Below are 17,714 nucleotides of genomic sequence, written 5' to 3'. Positions count from 1 at the left end.
CTTTAATTGTTAGATTCAATATTTTTATTAATAATTTTCTTAATAGTTATTTTATTTTTTATGAAAATATCAATTAAATCAGGATCAAATCTTTTTCCAGAATCTGATTTAATAATTTCAACAGCTTCTTCAAATGAATATGCGTTTCTATATACCTTTTTTGTTATTAAAGCTATTAAAGTATCAACAATAGCAACAATTCTTCCTTCTATTGGTATTTCGTCTTTTGAAAGACCATAAGGATAACCTGAACCATCCCAATTTTCATGATGTGAAATAATAATTTTCCCGGCATTTGAAAATGGAAATATATTTATATTATTTAATAAAATTAGACCTAATTTTGTATGTTTCCTGACAATTTTCCACTCATTTTCATTAAGTGGTCCTTTTTTTAGTAAAATATTTTCAGGAATAAATATCTTTCCTAAATCATGAATTTTAGCTCCATAATATAAACCTTTTAGTTTTAATTCATCTAATTCTATTTGTTTTCCAAGAAATAAAGAAATATCCCCAAGTAGATAATTGTGAATATAATTATATTCTTTCGATTCAGACATTATTCCAACAATATTAAAAAGGTTTTCTAATTGGGAGTAATAATTATTTTTAATATTATTTATTTCAAGAACCTTAATATTTAACTTCGTTGCCAGATTATTTAGGTTTTGTCTTAATAATTCGGATTCAAAAGGTAGTTCTGCAATTAGTTTATTTATGGACAATTCAAAATTCCTTCTATCATATTCTTCATAAATGAATTTTTTAAAAGAAGAAAGAAAAGTTATAATTGCAAAATTTTCTTTTTCTATTCTATCTAATTTATTTTTTAAAATTTTATTTTCTGATATAGTTGTTTGTAAAGGGATTTTTAATGAATTTATTATATAAAAAAAAGAATTAAAAAGTTCATCGAATTCAGGAATAGATGTTTCTATTGTTTTAAAGTAATCCTTTTTTTTAATAACGGAATTTAAGTTTAAGTTTTTTATAATATCTTTATTTATATTAAATCTTGACATTATAAATTTAAAAAGAAAGAAGTGATAGATAAAAACAATTATTATTGATATAATAAAAGAATAAAAAAAAGATTTGAAATAATTTAAAGGAAAATCAAAAATACCAGGTTTAAAAAATGTATAAATCTTTAAAAGTGGTTTATTTCCAAAATAAAAAAAATCAAAATAACTCATATAAAAATTTTTAATTTTGAAAGTATCTTTAATAAAATGAATATTTTTATATTTTTCATAATAACTTTCATTGCCATAAATGAATTTTCCAGAAAGATCTGTAATATAAAATTTAAAATCTAAATTTAATTTTGAAAAATGGGTGTCAAAAAAAGTATCCAATTTAAATTTTAAATTTTTAAAATCATCTTTGTTTCTTATTTTTAAATAAATACAATTATTTTTAATTCCATAAACATAAACATTTAAATCAAAAATATTTTTTACAAATTCACTGTTTTCAAAAGGAATTATTTGTGTTTTTAAAACAAAAGGAGGTTTTACTTCTGATGAATAATAATTTATTATTGTATGTTCGAAATCATTTACTATAACATCATTTATAACTTCGATTGTTAATTTTATATTTTCATAAAATTTATCTATTTGCTCATTTTGTTTCAAAAAAGATGATATGATAATAAATGAAAGAGAAAAAGATAGCAAAATAATACTCATTGTCATTAATGTTATTTTATGCATAGATAAATTTTTCATTTAATACACCCTCTTTATTAGTTTCGTAAATATTATATCATAGAAAGGAGAAATAAATATGTTTTTTTACGAATTGTTTGTAAGATCTTTTTATGATTCAAATAATGACGGAATAGGCGATATAAAAGGAATCACTAAAAAACTTGATTATTTAAAAAATTTAGGTGTAGAAGGAATTTGGTTGTTACCTATTATGCAATCGTCTGCATTTCATGGATATACCGTAATTGACTTCTATTCAATTAATCCGTCATATGGCACATTGGAAGATTTTAAAGAATTGGTGAAAGAAGCACATAAAAAAGATATTAAAATAGTTTTAGATATTCCAATAAATCATACGTCTGTTAAGTGTGAGTGGTTCCAAAAAGCTATAAATGGAGATGAAAGATATAAAAATTATTATATTTGGGCAAATGAAAAAACAGATTTAAACGAGAAAAGGCATTGGGATGATAGTAACATATGGTTTAGATATAGAGATAAGTATTTTTATGGATTATTTGGTTCATCATCTCCAGACTTAAATTTTGATAATAAAGAATTATGGAAAGAGATGAAAGCAGTTTTTAAATATTGGCTTGATTTAGGCGTGGATGGATTTAGATTGGACGCGGCTAAACATATTTTTGATTATGATATAAAAAATATGAAGTTTAAATATCAACATGAAAAAAACATAAGATTTTGGAAAGAAATGGTAACATACATAAAAAATTTAAAACACGATGCAATTATTATCAGTGAAATCTGGGATTCTCCCGATATTGTAAAAAAATATCATGGTATTTTTGATGTGGAATTTAATTTTCCATTATCTTATTATATAAAAGATTCTCTTAAATATCATGATCCCAAAATATTGATTGAAGGAATAAAAGAAACATTAAGTCATTATATAACAGGAGATATTGAATCTATATCTGGGAATTTTTTTACAAATCATGATATGGAAAGGTTAATTTCAACATTATATAATAATTCTAATATGGCTAAGATGGCATTTAATATTCTATTTACGCTACCTGGTTATCCTTTTGTTTTTTATGGAGAAGAATTGGGTATGAGAGGAGAAATAATTGATGTAAATTATACAGAGGATTCTCAGGAACCGATGCAATGGTATGAGTCTGGTTTTGGTCCAGGGCAGACAGAATGGAAGGGGTGTAAATTTAATAAACCATATTCTTTTGTTTCGGTAGAAGAACAGGAAAAGGATAAAAATTCGTTGTTAATTCATGTCAAAAAGTTGACGGAATTTAGAAGTGAAAATAAATGGATTGAAAATGCATTAATATCTAATCTAAAAAATGATAGGTTTGTAATAAAATATGAATTGAAAAATAATGAAAAAAACATATTAATTTATCATAATGTTAAACCACAAATAGTAAAAATAAACTTAGAAGTGTATAATTCATATAGTGTATTTGGTTCTGCAACTGTAAAAAATAATATAGCTTATTTAAATGGATACTCAACATTAATTTTGGAAAAATAAATTATGGAGGTGATACTTATAAAAAAGTATCTGATATTAGTTGTTGTTTTATTGACAGCTTTTGTATTTGGTGAAGTGAAAAATTATAATTTAACAAATGAAACGAATTTAAAACTATTTTTAGTGGATTTTATGAATCGTGAATATAAATTAACTACAGGAAAAGATTTAAAATCTGAAAGGAAAATATTATTGACAGATGGAATTTTAATGGCATCAAAGGAATTTAATATTTCTCCAATACTTATTGCATCTATTATCGATATCGAAACAAGTTTTAGAAATGTCATAGGTAAGTATGGTGAAATAGGTTATATGCAGATTAGACCAGAAACAGCTAAATATATCATAGAAATGTATAAAGAAACATTTGAGAAATATAAATATTATAATCTGGATTTGAAATGGATTAAACAAAGATTATTATATGATCCAAAATATAATATACTTGTTGGAACTGCATATCTTGATTATTTAAAAGAATTACATGGAGATATTACGCATGCTATTAGTTGGTATAATGGTGGTGGAAATTCATATTATTTAGATAAAGTTGTATTTAAAATAGCTCAAATAACAATAGAATATCCAATAATCTAAAATATTCAAACGTAATCTAAAAGGAATCGCTATGCGATTCCTTTTAGGTTTATATTATAAGCAAATTTATATATAAACCATTTTCACCTATTTTTGAAAGAAACGTTTTTCAACTTTGGAAACTCGCTTATTTTAAATATTCAGAACCTATTAGAAAGCTGATATATACCACAAATCCCATAGAAAATGTACATAGACAATTTAGAAAAATAACAAAAAATAAAAGTGTATTCCCAACAGATGAATCATTAATAAAAGCAATATATCTTGCAGCAATGAGAGTAACAGAAAAATGGACTGGTAGAATCAGAGATTGGGATCAAATATTAAATGAACTTAGAATATATTTTGAAGATGATAGAGTACCTATATTTTAAAAAGATTTTTAAAAAAATTAGATAAAATCACAATTGAATATTAAACTCATTTTGAAAAGTGAATATTACTTAAATCACTGCACAGAAATGTGCACAAAAGGATGAGAACAAAAAAATTGAATATTCATTAAAAAGAAAAATTCTCAATTAAAATCCAACATAAAAATTATTATAAACACTATGAAATTATAACTCTAACATTTAAATTTCACAAAGTGTATTAATTTTACGAAAAACTAAGAAAAAACTTTATATTTACTAATATTTTATAATAATTCCCATTAATCAACTATTATCAATTTACACAGAATTTTGGATAGTCCCACAAAAAAACCGTTTTCGGGGATTTTGTTAATTCGAGATTGTGTGCAGTTATATCTTTTCTATTATATAATCCTCAATATTCCTTTTTTCTGAATCTATGTTTATCCCTATTATATATATTTCTTTTCCACTGTATTTTTCATAATATTTCTTTTCTTTTATTTGGTTTATCGCATCAATTGCGCTTTTATCCATTTTTATTTCAAAAAGATATATCCTTTCATCAAAATCTATTACAAGGTCGCTTCGTCCTAAGTTTGTTAATTCTTCTGCTTTTTCTTTATTGTTTATATGTTCTAATATTGATGATTCATATTCGTCTATGAGTATTACTGTTTTTTCTTTGTATTTTTTACTTAATTCTGTTATTAAATGTCCAAATCTTGTTGGTAAATTATTTTTTATTGGTGAAATATCATATTCTCCTCCACGTTTTTTTTATATACTCTATGTCTTTCTTCATAAGTTCGTTTGTTTTTAGTTTTTCATCTTTTGTAAAGTATTTTAATAAGTTTTCATAAAAACTTATTATATCATAAAATCGTGATATTCCATTTTTGAAAGTTAAGAGTTAATGTTTGAGCATTTTTGTTTTTTGGATTCTCTATAATTAATATTTGTTTTTTTAGTTTAAAATATGACGTTATAAGAAGTTACGGTTAATTAATTCGTAATACTAAGTAAAGATAATTTATTTTAAAGTTTTTATATATTAAGCTTTGTTGTATAATGTTAATGAAAGTTTTTTCACAGGGGGGGATAATTTGAGAATTCAAGAGCATCCAATTTTAGAATTTAAAAGGAGAAAAAAAATTAAGTTTTATTTTGAAGATCAGGAATTATATGGTTATGAAGGAGATACTATTGCTGCGGCGCTGCACGCTTTAGGAATTTGGGAATACAGAGAGGGTTTGAAAACAAAAAGACCAAGAGGTTTGTTTTGTGCAATAGGACATTGTTCTTCATGTTTAATGGTTGTTGATGGTGTTCCAAATACGAGAATTTGTATTACACCATTAAAAGAAGGAATGGTAGTAAAAAAACAAAAACCAAAGGGTGATTTAATTGAGAGAGTATGATATTTTAGTTATAGGGGGAGGTCCAGCTGGGATAAATGCTGCCTTGAGTGCAAGTAGAAAGGGATTAAGAGTATTACTTGCAGAGGAAAAGGAATTTTTAGGGGGACAATTGATTAAACAAACACATAAATTTTTTGGTTCAAAGGATGAATACGCAGGAACAAGGGGTATTCAAATAGTAAGAGAATTTATTGAAAAGATTAATAACGATAAAAATATAGATTTAATGTTGTCGGCAATGGTAATGGGATATTATGAAGATGGAGTAGTAACGATATTAAAAGATGAAAGAATGTTTAAGATAAAACCCAAAAAAGTAATTGTTGCAACAGGTGCGTTTGAGAGGTCATTGCCATTTGAAAATAATGATTTACCAGGAATTTTTGGAGCTGGTGCGGTCCAAACACTTATGAATGTATATGGAATTTTGCCTGGAAAAGAAGTATTGATGGTTGGTTCTGGAAATATTGGTTTGATTGTTTCGTATCAACTGACACAGGCTGGAGTTAAGGTTAAAGGAATAGTTGAAATTTCAGAAAAAATTGGTGGATATCTTGTTCATGCTTCTAAAATTAGAAGGTTAGGAATTCCTATATATACATCATATACGATAATAAAGGCACTGGGAGGAAGGAAAGTTGAAGGTGCAATAATTGAAAATGTAAAAACACATGAGAAAAAAGAGATAAAATGTGATGTTGTATGCCTTGCAACTGGATTAAGTCCTTTAGGAGATATTTTAAATCAGATGGGTTGTGAGATGATGTATATTCCTGAGCTTGGCGGATTTGTTCCAGTCAGAGACGATAATTTAAAAACAACAATTGATAATATATTTGTCGCTGGTGACGTTGCTGGAATTGAAGAGGCTACTGCTGCAATGCTCGAAGGAGAACTTGCAGGTTTGTATGCTTCATATGAATTGACCGGTGAATTTGACAAAAGGATAAATGAGATAAAAAATAGATTGGCTGAATTACGAAAAACTTCCACAAAGATAGTTAGTGGTTTAAAAAAGTTAAATTTAAATGTAGATTTTATAATTGAAGAGCAGGAAGATTTAGACGAATTGCATAGAAATGGAATTCCAGAAAAAGAAAGAATAGAAAGTGTTTCAAATACTGAAAAGGCAAAATTTGCTGTAATAGAATGTTTTCAAAAGATTCCTTGTAATCCATGTGTAGTAAGTTGTCCTACGAATGCTATAAAAATGGATACTTTAAATGGACTACCAAAATTGGAATATGATTTGTGTACAGGATGTGGTAACTGTATAGGTGTTTGTCCTGGTTTGGCAATATTTGTTGTTGATAAGAAAAAATCGTCTGTTTTCTTGCCATATGAGATGTTACCATTACCGGAAAAAGGTGAAAAAGTAGATTTATTAAATAGGAAAGGAGAAAAAATTGCAGATGGAAAGGTTTTGTCTATCAGAAAATTAAAAGACAAAACAAATATAGTAGAAGTAGAAGTTCCCAAAGAATTGATTATGGAAGTAAGAAACATTGAGGTGATGAGATAATGGATGAAGACAAAATTATTGTATGTAGATGCGAAGATATTACTCTTAGAGAAATTAAAGATTTAATAAAACAAGGATTCACTACTGTTGAAGAAATAAAAAGAGTTTCAAGAGCTGGAATGGGGCCATGTCAGGGTAAAACTTGTGGTCCAATTATTGCAAGAGAAATTTCTAAATTTACTGGGAAACCAATAGAAGAAGTTTATAATCCACATAACAGACCACCATTTGGGGGGATTTTCTTTAAGGAGATTGTAGGTGGAAAATATGAAAAATAAGGCTTCAGTTGTTATTATTGGTGGAGGAGTAATAGGGGTATCTATAGCATATAATCTTGCTAAAGTTGGTATGAAAGATGTAGTTTTACTTGAAAAGAAATATCTTGCATATGGAGCTACGGGAAGGTGTGGGGCAGGAGTTAGACAACAATGGGGTACAAAACAAAACTGTATTTTATCCCGTGAAAGTGTGAAAATATTTGAAAATATAAATGATATACTTGAAACAGATATAAATATAGAATTTAAACAAAAAGGATATTTGCTTTTAGCATATACAGAAAAAGAGTGGAATCAATTTAAGAAAAATGTGAAGTTACAGAATTCTTTTGGTATAAATTCAAAACTTTTAACTCCACAAGAAGCTAAAGAGATAGTTCCATTTTTGAATACTGAAAAGTTGCTTGGGGCTGCATTCCATGATAAAGATGGACATGCCAATCCGTTTTTAACAACCATAGCTTATGCGCAAGCTGCAGAAAGATTAGGAGTTGAAATTAATAAAGGTGTAGAAGTAAAGGATATATATGTAAAAAATGGAAGAATTAAAGGTGTTTATACAGATAAAGGATTTATTGAAACAGAAAAAGTTGTAAATGCAGCTGGAGGCTGGTCAGGCGAAATAGGTAAGATGGTAGGTGTTGATTTACCTGTATATTCTGAGAGGCATGAAATACTCGCTACAGAACCTGTAAATGAAATACTTGGACCAATGGTTATGTCTTTTTCTTACAATATATACTGTCAACAAACACCGAATGGTTCGTTTGTGATGGGTGAGGGGCCAGAAAAAAGTGTAGAAAAAAACATTAAGAGCACATGGCAATTTCTTGAAAGCATGGCTGAAAAAGTAACATGGCTACTTCCACCAACAAAAAATTTAAGAGTTGTACGTCAATGGGCGGGTTATTATAATATATCACCTGATCATCAACCAATAGTTGGTGATTGCAAAGAAATTGAAGGATTTTATATGGCAATAGGTTTTAGCGGACATGGATTTATGCTAGCACCAGCGGTGGGAATTTTAATGAAAGATATTATTTTGAGTAATAAGTTAACATGGGAAGTTATTCTTGATATTGGTAGATTTGAACGTAATGAAATTATTACTGAACCATCAGTAGTTTAAAAGGAGGGATAGAGGAATGTTTAACAGTATTTTTGTTATGGAAAGACCAAAAAATGAACCTATTTTATCTTATGAGCCAGGAACAAAAGAAAGGGAAGAATTAAAAGAAAAATTAAAAGAATTATCTTCAAAAGAAATTGAAATTCCTTTAATAATCGGAGGAAAGGAAATAAAAACTGGTAATTTAGGAAAATGTATAATGCCTCATAATCACAAGCATATATTAGCTCATTATCATATTGCTGGAGAAAAAGAAATAAAAATGGCTATTGAAAGTGCATTAAAAGCAAAAGCAGAATGGGAAAGTTATTCGTATATTGATAGAATTTCAATATTTTTAAAAGCCGCTGAATTATTATCTACCACATGGAGAAACACATTGAATGCTGCAGCAATGTTGGATCTTGGGAAAAATGTTTTCCAGGCAGAAATTGATGCAGCGTGTGAATTGATAGATTTCTTCAGATTTAATTCATATTATGCAACAAAAATTTATACAGAACAACCCCAATCTTCCAAAGGTATTCTTAATAGAATGGAATATAGAGCTTTAGATGGATTTATTTTTGCAGTTCCGCCATTTAATTTTGCGTCAATTTCCGGAAATTTACCAACAGCACCTGCAATAATGGGTAATGTTGTATTATGGAAACCAGCTTCATCTGCAGTTTATACTGCTTATTACATAATGAAATTATTACAAGAAGCCGGTTTACCAGATGGAGTTATTAATTTTATTCCAGGCCCAGGTGCTAAAGTTGGAGAAATAATCTTTTCAAATCCAAATTTCGGAGGAGTACATTTCACAGGATCTGTTAATACATTTAATTCAATGTGGGAAATGATAGGCAAGAATATTAGAAACTACAAATCGTATCCAAGAATTGTAGGGGAAACTGGAGGAAAGGATTTTGTAATCGCTCATCATACTGCAAATAGAAAAGCATTGATAACAGCATTGATAAGAGGTGCTTTTGAATATCAGGGACAAAAATGTTCAGCAGCTTCAAGGGCATATATTTCAAAAAGTATTTGGGATGACATAAAAGATGAGTTAATAGAAACTACGATGAATTTAAAAATGGGTTCCCCAACAGATTTTTCAAATTTTGTTAATGCAGTAATTGATAAAGCAGCATTCAAAAAAATAACTGGTTATATTGAATATGCACGGGAAAATGCAGAAATATTAGTTGGTGGAAAATATGATGATTCCATTGGTTATTTTATAGATCCTACAATTGTTTTAACAGATGATCCTCACTTCAAAACAATGGAAGAAGAAATATTTGGACCAGTATTGACAGTATATATATATGATGATGATAAATATGAAGATATTTTAAAACTTTGTGATAAAACATCGCCATATGGTTTAACCGGTTCTATTTTTGCACAGGATAGAGAAGCAATTAGAAAGGCTGAAAGAATATTGATCCATGCAGCAGGAAATTTCTATATTAATGATAAACCTACAGGTGCTGTTGTTGACCAGCAGCCATTTGGAGGTTCAAGAGGTTCCGGGACAAATGATAAAGCAGGCAGTTATCTCAATCTTTTGCGATGGACTTCCGCAAGATCAATTAAAGAAAACTTTAATCCACCAACAAATTATACTTATCCATTTATGAAATAAAACAAGCCAGGGGAAACCCTGGTTTATAATTTATTAACAAATAATTTTTTAAAAACATTTTTTGTATTTAGTATATATTGTTTTCAATAGCAAAAATTGGGAGAAATTCCATTTTTCTACTTTGAAATAATTTTCTGTAATTTATTTGATATATGATAAACCTTTTTTAAAAGTTTATCTATATAAAGTTTATTATTAAATTCGCTATAAACATAATTTTCTATATACAATAATAACCGAATTAATTTATTTATATCTTTATTATTATAATTTTTTTTAGATTATCGTATACATTATCTAAAGCAGAAATTATAATAGCATATTTTATTACTTCATTATTTGAAATTGTGCATATATCACTAATTAACTTAATTTCAGGTATTATATTTTCTTTGCTTTCTTAATAAGCAAATTCTCATTATTTTTAAATTGTTTCAAATATTCTATTATTTTTATATAATCATATTCTAAGTCTTTAAAAAAAATATCATAATTAGACATTTTTCACACCTTTTCCATTAATATATCAAGTTTTCTTTCAAAAATAATCAAATTATTTTTGAAAGAAAATAAAAGCGGAAATATTTTCACACCTTTTTTATATGCTTCAATAAGTTTTTTTGAAAATTCCGGATCCGTTTCATAATTAGGTGAAAAATATTCTGCTGTTGAAAAAACTAAAAAATATATATGACTTTCATATCCTTTTTCTTTAAGTTCTATTAGTTCGTTTAAATGTTTTAATCCGCGTTTTGTAGGTGCATCAGGAAACTTAGCAATATTATTTTCAGATAAAGTGCATCCTTTTATCTCTATCCATATTTTTTCATTTGCTAAAAAATCTATTCGGCTGTTATTATATTTTACTTCAGGCTTTAAATTTTTATATTTTTTCCTCAATATATTTTCAGCTATATATCTATGATATATTGAATTTACCAAAACAAATTCCTTAAATTTTTTTGCAGCAATTAAATCATATTTTGTTTTTCTTTTAGGATTATATACTCTTTTAATTAAAACACTGTTATTTTTATATAGAAGCTCTTTCAATCTACCAGGATCGTGAACATGAACATCTTCTATTTTATCATTTATTAGAATTTTAGCTAAATATCTGTTAACTCTCTCAATAAAAATACCTTTCTGAGTATTTTTTATTTCAAATATTTTCATGTTATCACCTAATATAATTATATCATATTATTATTTAACTTTGAAATTTAGAGAAAAGAATAATATGATATAATGTGAAAGAGAATAAAATTTAAGGAGGAATGGTTATGGCTGATATTATCGATTATAAAATTATTGGAGATGATATGCAACTTGTGGAAATTGAACTTGATCCAGGAGAGGGAGTTAGAGCTGAAGCTGGAGCTATGATGTATATGGATGATGGAATTGAAATGCAAACCAACACAGGGGGTGGCTTTTTTAAAGGATTAAAAAGAATGTTCGTTGGTGAAAGCTTTTTTATTACAAATTTTATTAATGTCGCTCATGGAAAAAAACATGTGGCATTTGGAGCGCCATATCCTGGGAAAGTTATTCCAATAGATTTAAAAAGATTTAATGGTGAATTTATATGTCAAAAAGATAGTTATTTATGTTCCGCAGCTGGTATAGAAATAGAAATAGCATTTACTAAAAAAATTGGTGCAGGATTATTTGGTGGTGAAGGTTTTATTTTAGAAAGATTAGTTGGGGATGGAATGGCTTTTATTCATGCAGGTGGCATGATAATTGAGAAAAATCTTATGCCTGGAGAATCGTTAAGGGTTGATACAGGGTGTATTGTCGGCTTTTCTAATACAGTAGATTATGATATTCAATTTGTTGGAGGTTTTAAAAATGCTCTTTTTGGTGGAGAAGGAATGTTTTTAACAAGAGTAACAGGACCAGGAATTGTTTATTTACAAAGCCTTCCATTTTCCAGACTTGCTGATAGAATATATTCTGCTGCAAGATTTTCTAATAAAGGTGAAACACGTGGAATCGATGGAATAGGTGGAAATTTATTGGGAGGTCTATTTGGTGGCGACACGAGATTTTAATAAAACTAAAATGGAAGCTACAAAAGCTTCCATTTTAGTTTTATTATTTCTAAAAAATAATATGAATGAGTTTGAATTTTTGGACATCTTTGTAAGTATTTAATTTTTCTAATTATTATTTTTATAATATTTTTTATAATATTTTATAACTTCATTACTAATTTTATCATCTACCATTCCATAAATACTGAGGCTTTTTTTTATTCTGTCTCGTATTTCTGTTGCGGATATTTCTATTAAAGGTGAATTTAAAAATATGTGAGGCAAATTATAGTTGTCAAATTTTAACTTTTCTGAGTATCTTTTATATACAACTAATGTTACTTTTTTTAATAAATCTTTCCATTTATACCAAGTATGGAAATTAATTAGCGAATCTTCCCCTATTAACAAAAAAATTTCATCATTATATTTTTCTTTTAAATATGAAACTGTTTGATGCGTATAAGACGGTGTTGGTAATTTTTTTTCAATATCACTCACAATAAACCGTTCTTTAGGAAAGGTTTTTTCACACCAGGAAAATCTGATTTTAAAATCAGCAATTTCATTATTTTTTAATTTGTGTGGTGGAATTACAGCAGGTATAATTAAAAACTTGTCTGGTTTCAAATAATCGTATGCATATTCTGCAATAATTCTATGACCAATATGTGGTGGATTATAACTCCCTCCAAAAAGAACTATCATAAAATCACTCCATATATTCAAATGCGAAATTTCCTAAATAAACTGTATCTCCTTCTTTTACACCAATATTTTTCAATGTTTTTTCTAAACCACTTTTCTCAAGAATTTCTAAAATCTTAATTCTCGCATCTTTTTGCTCTATTGGATATTTTTTTAAGAGAATTTCCACTTCTTTTCCTGTAACTTCATATATTCCTTCATCCCATTTTATAATTTCAAACCTTACTTTTTTGGGAACTTCAATATCTATAGGTTTAATGTCTAATTTTAATTTTTCTGGAGCATTTTTTAAAGATTTTAATATTTCTTTCTGTCTATCTATTCTCATTTCTTTGATATTATTCCATATTTCATTTAATAATTTATCTACATTCTTTTTTGTAGCTGCGGAAATAGGTATTATCTTCTTACTTATCTCATTTTCTAATTTTTTAATTCTTTTATTTAATTCTTCTTCATCTAATAAATCAGATTTATTTGCAACAACAATTTCTAATTTGTTGGATAATTCTGGAGAAAATTTTTCCAACTCATTACGTATTACATAGTAATCTTCTTTAGCACTTCTGCCTTCGCTTTCAGATATATCTAATATATGAACAATACAATAACATCTTTCCACATGTTTTAAAAATCTATCCCCAAGACCTGTTCCTTCATGAGCACCCGGAACCAATCCAGGTATATCTGCAACAACAAATGTATTTCCGTCACCCATATCAACTACACCTAAGTTTGGTATTAAAGTAGTAAAATGATAGTTGGCAATTTTTGGTTTAGCATTTGATATTACAGATATTAAAGTTGATTTACCAACATTTGGATAACCTATAATTCCAACATCCGCTAAAACTTTCAATTCTAATTTTAATATTTTTACTTCGCCTTCAACACCTTTTTCTGCTATCGTGGGAGCCTGAACTTTTGAATTCATAAAATGGACGTTTCCTTTTCCTCCCTTTCCCCCTCGCGCTACGACAACATATTGATTTGGATATTTTAAATCTGCAATTAATTCATTTGTTTCATAATCATAAACTAATGTACCAACAGGGACTTCAATAATTAAATTTTTTCCATTTCTACCATGCATTTTTTTTCCTTGCCCATTTTTTCCATTTTCAGCTCTAAACTTCTTTTTGAATCTAAAATCTGTTAATGTATTTTTTTCTATTTTTGATACGACAATTACATTTCCGCCATCTCCACCATCACCACCATCCGGGCCACCTTTTGGAATAAATTTTTCGCGTCTAAAACTGACGATTCCATCGCCACCTTTTCCACCGAATACAGTAATAATCGCTTCATCAATAAATATATTTTCACTCATTTTATCGCCTCCGTTTTGATTTTTTAATATTTTCGGTGTATAATATAATCTATGGAGGTGAAAATATGGCTATCATAAATGTAACAAAAAACTCTTTTTTAGTTGCGGAAAGAATACATTCTATTATACCAGAAAAATTCGCTCATTATAAGAGGTTGAAAAAAGAACATCAAAATACAACAAGTTTAGTTGATTTAACTTATGGAAAAAGTGTAAGATCAATAGTATTTACAGATAGTGGCCATATGTTTTTATTGGCGCTTCCTGTGGAAAAAATATTTGAAAAAATAAGGAAGGTGAATTCATAATGAGTATGCCAATACCAGTTGTAGTTGAGTCTACAGGGAGATATGAGAGAGCTTATGATATTTATTCAAGATTATTAAAAGATAGAATTATATTTTTAGGATCAGATGTTAATGATTATATTTCAAATTTAGTTGTAGCACAATTACTTTTTTTAGAAGCGCAGGATCCTGAAAAAGATATATATTTATACATTAACAGTCCAGGTGGTTCTGTAACTGCTGGTTTGGCAATGTACGATACAATGCAATATATAAAACCAGACGTTGCAACTATATGTATAGGGCAGGCAGCATCAATGGGAGCTGTATTATTAGCAGCTGGGGCAAAAGGAAAAAGGTTTGCCTTGCCTAATTCAAGAATCATGATCCATCAACCATGGGGTGGTGCTCAGGGAACGGCTAAAGATGTTGAAATTCAGGTTCAAGAATTATTAAGAATTAAAAAAATGCTAAATAATATATTAAGTGAACATACAGGTCAGGATTTAAAAACAATAGAAAAAGATACAGATAGGGATTATTTCATGTCCGCTGAAGAAGCTTTGAAATACGGTTTGATCGATAAGGTTATCAAAAGCAGAAAAGAAATAAAATAAAGTATCAGGGCGCATTTGCGCCCTGATACAATAATTTCATAATGAAACATCATTGGGGTGCGAAAGCACCCTAATGTAATGGGAAGGTGATATTATCAACAATTTAACTCCAATGATGAAACAATATCTGGAAATAAAAAACGAATATAAAGATTGTATTTTATTGTTTCGATTAGGAGATTTTTATGAAACTTTTTTTGATGATGCTAAGATTACCAGCGAAATTCTTCAAATAACCTTAACTCAGCGAAATGGTCATCCAATGGCAGGGATACCTTATCATGCTCTTGATAATTATTTAAAAAAGCTTCTTGAAAGTGGTTTGAAAGTAGCTGTATGTGAGCAAGTTGAAGATCCAGCCACTGCGAAAGGAATTGTAAAAAGAGAAGTAACAAAAATTTTAACTCCTGGCACTGTAGTGGAAGAAAATATGATAGATGAAAACAATAGATATTCTCTTTTAATATATTCATTAAAAGGTGAAGAATATATATTTGTTGTTTTTGATTTTAGTACTGGAGAGTTGTATATAGATACATTCAATTATTCAGAAAATGAAATTTTAGATTTCATTTCTTCATATTCTTTTGTCCAGATTCTAATTTCTAAAAATCTAAAAACATTAAAAAATAAAATAAAAAACGTTCAATCAAATATTTACATTGAAGAATTAGATGAATGGTATTTCAATAAAAATTTTGAAGATATAATAAAAGAAAGTTATGAAATTGTGAATATTGATGTTTTAAATTTGAATAAAAATGAATTATTAGCATTAGGTGCTATGTTTAAATATCTTGAAATTACTCAAAAGCAGAAAATAACCCACTTTTCTTTTCCGAAACGATTTAAAAATACAAACAATATGATTTTGGATTCTACTACAATATTGAATTTAGGGTTACTTCCAAATAAAGAAAATAAAGGAAAAACTTTGTATGATATTATTAAAGTTACAAAAACATCCATGGGAGCAAGAATGCTTCAGCAATGGATTTCAAAACCTTTAATTGATAAGAATCTAATTGAGGATAGATTAAATATCGTTGAATTATTTAGAAATGATACATTAATTATGGAAGAAATGAAAGAATATTTAAGTTCCATTAGGGATATAGAAAGAATATCTTCAAGGATTTCACTGTTAAGGGCTACACCAAGAGATCTGATTGCATTAAAAACATCTCTTGATGCTTTGCCTTATATTAATGAATTATTAACTATAATGGGATTAGAGACATTAAATGAATTTCATAATTTGAAAGAGTTATTAAATAGAGCAATAGTTGATGAACCAACAACGCAGGTTGGAACTGGAAAGGTTATAAGAAAAGGGTATAATGATGAATTGGATCAATATAAAGAAATTTTTGAAAATTCAAATTTGTATTTAAAAGAAATAGAATCAAAAGAAAAACAAAAAACAGGAATATCAAATTTGAAAGTTTCAAGAAATAAAATATATGGTTTTTATATTGAAGTTACAAAAGCAAATATTGATAAAATTCCGCAGTATTATATAAGAAAACAAACGTTAGTTAATTCTGAAAGGTTTATTACACAAGAACTAAGAGAATTAGAAGAAAAATATGCAATTGCGGAGAAAAAAATAGATGAGTTAGAAAAGAAAATATTTAATAATTTAATAGTTGAACTTCAAAAATATATTAAAGATTTAAAAAAACTTTCTAATAAAATATCTGAAATAGATATTTTAAGGGGATTTGCAGAAGTTTCGATAAAAAATAAATATATCAGACCAAAATTTGATGAAGAAAATTTTATAATTATCGATGGAAGGCATCCGGTTGTAGAACAATTTACTGATAACTTTATTCCTAATACAATAAATCTTACTAAAGAAAATAGATTTGTAATACTTACAGGACCAAATATGAGTGGTAAATCCACATATTTAAGGCAAATCGGTATTATTTCTATAATGGCACAAATAGGATCTTATGTTCCCGCAAAAAAAGCAGAAATACCTGTTTTAAAAAATATATTTACGAGAATAGGGGCAAAAGATGACGTTGTAAGTGGTAAATCCACATTTTTAGTGGAGATGTCAGAAGTATCAACAATATTGAATAACGCCGATGAGAATAGTTTGATTTTACTCGATGAGGTTGGAAGAGGCACAGGTACTATTGATGGAATAAGCGTAGCCTGGGCCACGTCTGAATATATATATCAGGTATTAAAATCATATACAATTTTTGCCACACATTATATGGAATTAACAATGTTAAATGATTTTTATGATGGTATTATTAATAAAAGAGTAAAAGTTTTAGAAACTGAATCTGGTATAATCTTTTTACATAAAATCGAGGATGGGATTAGTGATAAAAGTTATGGTATAGAAGTGGCAAAGTTAGCAGGCCTTCCTGGAGAAGTTGTGGATAGAGCTAAGGAAATAATGGAAGAAATTTCAAATAAAACAGAATTTGAAAACAAATTAAAAAGTATGAAAAAAATAAAGCAAAAAAGATTCAAGCGAAATGAAAATCAATTAAAACTTTTTTAATTCTATGATATAATA

Annotated in this window: 16 protein-coding genes and 3 pseudogenes; 13 read left to right on the top strand and 6 right to left on the bottom strand. The window is 27.7% G+C overall.

What is annotated here, in order from left to right; all coding sequences use genetic code 11:
• Positions 1-2 precede the first annotated feature (2 nt).
• Entirely contained in the window at positions 3-1,736 is a 1,734-nt protein-coding gene (locus X275_RS11215; RefSeq protein WP_052913884.1) for an HD-GYP domain-containing protein, read from the bottom strand.
• A 58-nt stretch (positions 1,737-1,794) separates the two neighbouring features.
• Here X275_RS11215 and X275_RS10465 point away from each other — a divergent pair, with 58 nt between their 5' ends.
• The 3 genes and pseudogenes from X275_RS10465 to X275_RS11430 form a co-directional block, all read left to right on the top strand.
• A complete protein-coding gene (locus X275_RS10465; RefSeq protein ID WP_047268738.1) occupies positions 1,795-3,237 on the top strand; it encodes an alpha-amylase family glycosyl hydrolase in 1,443 nt (480 codons plus the stop codon).
• 3 nt (positions 3,238-3,240) lie between these two features.
• A complete protein-coding gene (locus X275_RS10460) occupies positions 3,241-3,837 on the top strand; it encodes a transglycosylase SLT domain-containing protein (RefSeq protein WP_231588328.1) in 597 nt (198 codons plus the stop codon).
• Between the two features lie 128 nt (positions 3,838-3,965).
• Positions 3,966-4,214, top strand: a pseudogene (locus X275_RS11430) (transposase); the annotation flags it as partial.
• 372 nt (positions 4,215-4,586) lie between these two features.
• Here X275_RS11430 and X275_RS11760 read toward each other — a convergent pair.
• Both X275_RS11760 and X275_RS11930 read right to left on the bottom strand, forming a co-directional pair.
• Positions 4,587-4,814: pseudogene (locus X275_RS11760) on the bottom strand (PD-(D/E)XK nuclease domain-containing protein); the annotation flags it as partial.
• Between the two features lie 30 nt (positions 4,815-4,844).
• Positions 4,845-4,907 (bottom strand): annotated as a pseudogene (locus X275_RS11930) (hypothetical protein); the annotation flags it as partial.
• Between the two features lie 395 nt (positions 4,908-5,302).
• Here X275_RS11930 and X275_RS10455 point away from each other — a divergent pair.
• The 5 genes from X275_RS10455 to pruA are packed head-to-tail and all read left to right on the top strand — an operon-like array spanning position 5,303 to position 10,185.
• On the top strand, positions 5,303-5,617 hold the full coding sequence (locus X275_RS10455; RefSeq protein WP_047264819.1) for a (2Fe-2S)-binding protein: 315 nt from the start codon (positions 5,303-5,305) through the stop codon (positions 5,615-5,617).
• The gene (locus X275_RS10450; protein WP_047268737.1) at positions 5,604-7,139 is read left to right on the top strand and encodes an FAD-dependent oxidoreductase; all 1,536 of its coding nucleotides are present in this window, start codon (positions 5,604-5,606) and stop codon (positions 7,137-7,139) included. The genes X275_RS10455 and X275_RS10450 overlap by 14 nt, the downstream gene beginning before the upstream one ends.
• Positions 7,139-7,417 (top strand): (2Fe-2S)-binding protein, encoded by a 279-nt coding sequence (locus X275_RS10445; RefSeq protein ID WP_047264821.1) that lies wholly within the window; start codon positions 7,139-7,141, stop codon positions 7,415-7,417. Before X275_RS10450 ends, X275_RS10445 begins: the two co-directional genes overlap by 1 nt.
• Positions 7,407-8,549, top strand: a complete 1,143-nt coding sequence (locus X275_RS10440) for an NAD(P)/FAD-dependent oxidoreductase (protein WP_047268772.1) — start codon at positions 7,407-7,409, stop codon at positions 8,547-8,549. Before X275_RS10445 ends, X275_RS10440 begins: the two co-directional genes overlap by 11 nt.
• Before the next feature lie 16 nt (positions 8,550-8,565).
• Complete coding sequence (pruA, locus tag X275_RS10435; protein WP_047268736.1) at positions 8,566-10,185, top strand: L-glutamate gamma-semialdehyde dehydrogenase; 1,620 nt, start codon at positions 8,566-8,568, stop codon at positions 10,183-10,185.
• Positions 10,186-10,689: 504 nt separating this feature from the next.
• Here the strand turns inward: pruA and sfsA are convergent.
• On the bottom strand, positions 10,690-11,361 hold the full coding sequence (gene sfsA, locus X275_RS10430) for a DNA/RNA nuclease SfsA (RefSeq protein WP_047268735.1): 672 nt from the start codon (positions 11,359-11,361) through the stop codon (positions 10,690-10,692).
• A 107-nt stretch (positions 11,362-11,468) separates the two neighbouring features.
• Between sfsA and X275_RS10425 the strand changes: the two genes are divergently transcribed.
• Positions 11,469-12,242 (top strand): TIGR00266 family protein, encoded by a 774-nt coding sequence (locus tag X275_RS10425; RefSeq protein ID WP_047268734.1) that lies wholly within the window; start codon positions 11,469-11,471, stop codon positions 12,240-12,242.
• On the top strand, positions 12,223-12,345 hold the full coding sequence (locus X275_RS11845; protein WP_255350044.1) for a hypothetical protein: 123 nt from the start codon (positions 12,223-12,225) through the stop codon (positions 12,343-12,345). Before X275_RS10425 ends, X275_RS11845 begins: the two co-directional genes overlap by 20 nt.
• A gap of 5 nt (positions 12,346-12,350) precedes the next feature.
• On the opposite strand, the gene nadD is transcribed toward X275_RS11845, so the two are convergent.
• Both nadD and obgE read right to left on the bottom strand, forming a co-directional pair.
• A complete protein-coding gene (gene nadD, locus X275_RS10420; RefSeq protein WP_047268733.1) occupies positions 12,351-12,932 on the bottom strand; it encodes a nicotinate (nicotinamide) nucleotide adenylyltransferase in 582 nt (193 codons plus the stop codon).
• 4 nt (positions 12,933-12,936) lie between these two features.
• On the bottom strand, positions 12,937-14,265 hold the full coding sequence (obgE, locus tag X275_RS10415; protein ID WP_047268732.1) for a GTPase ObgE: 1,329 nt from the start codon (positions 14,263-14,265) through the stop codon (positions 12,937-12,939).
• 65 nt (positions 14,266-14,330) lie between these two features.
• Between obgE and X275_RS10410 the strand changes: the two genes are divergently transcribed.
• From X275_RS10410 to mutS, 3 genes are all read left to right on the top strand, one after another.
• Positions 14,331-14,573 (top strand): DUF370 domain-containing protein, encoded by a 243-nt coding sequence (locus X275_RS10410; protein ID WP_047268731.1) that lies wholly within the window; start codon positions 14,331-14,333, stop codon positions 14,571-14,573.
• The gene (gene clpP / locus X275_RS10405) at positions 14,573-15,169 is read left to right on the top strand and encodes an ATP-dependent Clp endopeptidase proteolytic subunit ClpP (protein ID WP_047268730.1); all 597 of its coding nucleotides are present in this window, start codon (positions 14,573-14,575) and stop codon (positions 15,167-15,169) included. Before X275_RS10410 ends, clpP begins: the two co-directional genes overlap by 1 nt.
• A gap of 112 nt (positions 15,170-15,281) precedes the next feature.
• Positions 15,282-17,699, top strand: a complete 2,418-nt coding sequence (mutS, locus tag X275_RS10400; RefSeq protein WP_231588327.1) for a DNA mismatch repair protein MutS — start codon at positions 15,282-15,284, stop codon at positions 17,697-17,699.
• Positions 17,700-17,714: the final 15 nt, after the last annotated feature.

The organism is Marinitoga sp. 1197 (genome assembly GCF_001021165.1).
Classification (GTDB): Bacteria; Thermotogota; Thermotogae; order Petrotogales; family Petrotogaceae; genus Marinitoga.
This window is presented reverse-complemented; position numbering and strand designations above follow the sequence as displayed.